Source organism: Streptomyces sp. BR123, from assembly GCF_013401435.1.
Lineage (GTDB): Bacteria > Actinomycetota > Actinomycetes > Streptomycetales > Streptomycetaceae > Streptomyces.
Genome location: NZ_JACBGN010000482.1, coordinates 1 through 3283, shown reverse-complemented (window position 1 = coordinate 3283; position 3283 = coordinate 1). Strand labels below are relative to the sequence as shown.

The following is a 3283-nucleotide window of genomic DNA, read 5'->3' as shown; positions in this document are numbered from 1 at the left end:
CCCCCACCCCACCGACCAAGGAGACACCGCATGACCGGCCAGCCCACCGACCGAGGGACCGCGCGATGAGGGTGCTGCTGATCGGAGCCAATGGATACCTCGGCCGCTACGTCGCCGACCGGCTGCTCGCCGACCCCGCCGTCCAGCTCACCGCCCTCGGCCGCGGCGACGACGCCGACGTCCGCTTCGACCTCGCCACCGGCAGCCCCGGCGCCCTCACCCGGTTCCTCGACGCCGTCCACCCCGGCGTCGTCGTCAACTGCGCCGGGGCCACCCGCGGCGGGGCCCGCGAGCTGACCCGGCACAACACCGTCGCCGTCGCCACCATCTGCGAGTCCCTGCGCCGCAGCGGCTGCGGCGCCCGCCTCGTCCAGCTCGGCTGCGCCTCCGAGTACGGGCCCAGCCAGCCCGGATCGTCCACCGCCGAGGACGCCGTGCCCAGACCCGGCGGGCCGTACGGCGTCAGCAAGCTCGCCGCCACCGAGCTGGTCCTCGGCTCAGGGCTCGACGCCGTCGTCCTGCGGGTCTTCTCGCCCGTGGGGCCCGGCACTCCGGCCGGCTCCCCGCTCGGCAGGCTCGCCGAGGCCATGCGGCGCGCCATGCAGTCCGGCGACGGCGAGCTCAAGCTCAGCGGGCTCGGCGTCCAGCGCGACTTCGTGGACGTACGGGACGTGGCCCGCGCCGTGCACGCCGCCTCGCTCTCCGCCGCCCAGGGCGTCGTCAACATCGGCACCGGACGCGCGGTCCGGCTGCGCGAAGCGGCCGCCACCCTCGCCCGGGTCGCCGGATACGGAGGAGCCCTGTACGAGCTCGACGTGCCCCACGGCGGACCGCACGCGGGACCCCAGCAGGCGCACCCCGGAGCCCACGGACACCACGGCCCTCACGGCACCCACGGGCACCCGGCCGCCAGGGTCGGAGGCCTCGCCGCCATCGGCGCCCCCCGCTCCGAGGCCACCGCCGAGCAGCTGGCCGCCGCAGCACCGCCTCCGGCCCCGTACCCCTACCCCGACGGTTGCGGTGCCTGGCAGCAGGCCGACGTGCGCACCGCCCGGGACCGCCTCGGCTGGCGGCCCCGGATCAACCTGGAGGAGTCCCTCGCGGACATCTGGATGGAGGCGGCGTGCCGCATCTGACCGCGCAGACCGCGGCGCCCGCCGCCACCGGGGCCGGCCGCCTCCGCCTCGGCATCCCCGGCTACGCGCACCCGCTGCTGGCCCCCGTGGAATGGGCCGAGCTGACCCGGCCCGGCACCCCGCTGCACTGGGCCGTGCTCAACGTCACGGACGGGCCCGGCGTCCGGCCCGACCCGCACTGCACGGAGGCCGTCGGGCGGCTCCGGGAGGCCGGCGGCACCGTGCTCGGGCATCTCGCGATGCGGGACGGGGGACGGACGTTCGGCGAACTCGTCTCCGACGCCCACCGCTTCGCCGACTGGTACCGGGTGGGCGGCTTCTACCTCGACCGGACCCCGGCCGGCCCGGCCGAACTGGCCGCGGTGCGCCGCGTCACCGAAGCCCTGCGCGGGCTCGGCCAGGGCCTGCGGATCGTCCTGGGACACGGCACCCACCCGTACGAGGGCTACGCGGAGGCCGCCGACCAGCTCGTCACCTTCTCCGGGGCGTGGGCCGACTACCGCTGGTCCCAGGTCGCCGAGTGGACCGCCGAGTACCCGCCGGAGCTGTTCTGCCACCTCGTCCACGGGGTGCCGCGCACCCACCTGGAGGAGGCGCTGCGGATCGCCCGCTGGCAGGGCGCCGGCACGATCTGGTTCACCGACCGGCGCGGGAGCGGCGACCGGGACCCCTGGGCGTCGATGCCCGCGTACTGGGACGAAATCGTCTCAAAGATCGGACCGGGTGTCTCGGAATGAAGAAGGGCGTGGCAGTGTTACGGGAAGAACCACCGTTCGACATACCCATCTACGGAGTCCCCGTGTCGCTGCCACCCCTGGTCGAGCCAGCTGCTGAGCTCACCGTTGACGAGGTCCGTCGGTACTCCCGCCATCTGATCATCCCGGACGTCGGGATGGACGGCCAGAAGCGCCTGAAGAACGCCAGGGTGCTCGCCGTCGGAGCGGGCGGTCTGGGCTCGCCCGCCCTGATGTACCTCGCCGCGGCCGGCGTCGGCACCCTGGGCATCGTCGAGTTCGACGAGGTCGACGAGTCGAACCTGCAGCGCCAGATCATCCACAGCCAGTCGGACATCGGCCGCTCCAAGGCCGAGTCCGCGCGCGACACCGTGCTGGGCATCAACCCGTACGTGAACGTGGTCCTCCACGAGGAGCGGCTCGAAGCCGACAACGTGATGGACATCTTCGGCCAGTACGACCTGATCGTCGACGGCACGGACAACTTCGCCACCCGCTACCTCGTCAACGACGCCTGCGTGCTGCTGAACAAGCCGTACGTGTGGGGCTCCATCTACCGCTTCGACGGCCAGGCCTCCGTCTTCTGGTCCGAGCACGGCCCCTGCTACCGCTGCCTCTACCCGGAGCCCCCGCCGCCGGGCATGGTCCCGAGCTGCGCCGAGGGCGGCGTCCTGGGCGTGCTGTGCGCGTCCATCGGCTCCATCCAGGTCACCGAGGCCATCAAGCTCCTGGCGGGCGTGGGCGAGCCGCTGGTCGGCCGCCTGATGATCTACGACGCCCTGGAGATGCAGTACCGCCAGGTCAAGGTCCGCAAGGACCCCGACTGCGCCGTCTGCGGCCCGAACGCCACCGTCAAGGAGCTCATCGACTACGAGGCCTTCTGCGGCGTCGTGTCGGAGGAGGCACAGGAGGCCGCGGCCGGTTCGACGATCACTCCGAGGCAGCTCAAGGACTGGATCGACGAGGGCGAGAGCATCGAGATCATCGACGTCCGCGAGAAGAACGAGTACGAGATCGTCTCGATCCCCGGCGCGAAGCTGATCCCCAAGGGTGAGTTCCTGATGGGCTCCGCCCTCCAGGACCTGCCGCAGGACAAGCGCATCGTCTTGCACTGCAAGACGGGTGTCCGCAGTGCGGAAGTCCTCGCGGTCCTGAAGTCGGCGGGCTTCGCCGACGCGGTCCACGTCGGCGGCGGCGTCATCGGCTGGGTCCACCAGGTCGAGCCGCAGAAGCCGGTCTACTAGCAGCCGGTCCGCACCGTCCGAGCCACGGGAAGGGCCCTGCCGCGCGAGCGCGGCGGGGCCCTTCCCGTGCCTGTCGCCTCCGGTTGTTCTGCCGCCGGGGCTCCGTCCGCTCAGTCGGCGGCCGTGCCGGCTGCGGCGACGGGGGCCGTCGGGGCCGTGGGGACGGTGG

Annotated in this window: 3 protein-coding genes; all 3 read left to right on the top strand. The window is 73.0% G+C overall.

Translation table 11 applies throughout. From position 1 onward, the window contains the following. Positions 1-65 precede the first annotated feature (65 nt). The 3 genes from HYE82_RS35305 to moeZ all read left to right on the top strand — a co-directional run bounded on the left by HYE82_RS35305 (position 66) and on the right by moeZ (position 3114). Positions 66-1136: an NAD-dependent epimerase/dehydratase family protein gene (locus HYE82_RS35305; RefSeq protein WP_179178317.1), complete on the top strand. Its 1071-nt coding sequence runs from the start codon at positions 66-68 to the stop codon at positions 1134-1136. Next, positions 1124-1873 carry a spherulation-specific family 4 protein gene (locus tag HYE82_RS35300; RefSeq protein ID WP_179178316.1) on the top strand — a complete coding sequence of 250 codons (750 nt, stop codon included), beginning with the start codon at positions 1124-1126 and terminating at the stop codon, positions 1871-1873. The genes HYE82_RS35305 and HYE82_RS35300 overlap by 13 nt, the downstream gene beginning before the upstream one ends. A 62-nt stretch (positions 1874-1935) precedes the next feature. Then, positions 1936-3114 carry an adenylyltransferase/sulfurtransferase MoeZ gene (moeZ, locus tag HYE82_RS35295; protein ID WP_179178315.1) on the top strand — a complete coding sequence of 393 codons (1179 nt, stop codon included), beginning with the start codon at positions 1936-1938 and terminating at the stop codon, positions 3112-3114. The last annotated feature ends 169 nt before the right edge of the window (positions 3115-3283 follow it).

Bases quoted from the DNA above. Each gene is read 5' to 3' on its own strand.
- HYE82_RS35305 (WP_179178317.1), top strand. From the start codon at position 66: ATGAGGGTGCTGCTGATCGGAGCCAATGGATACCTCGGCCGCTACGTC.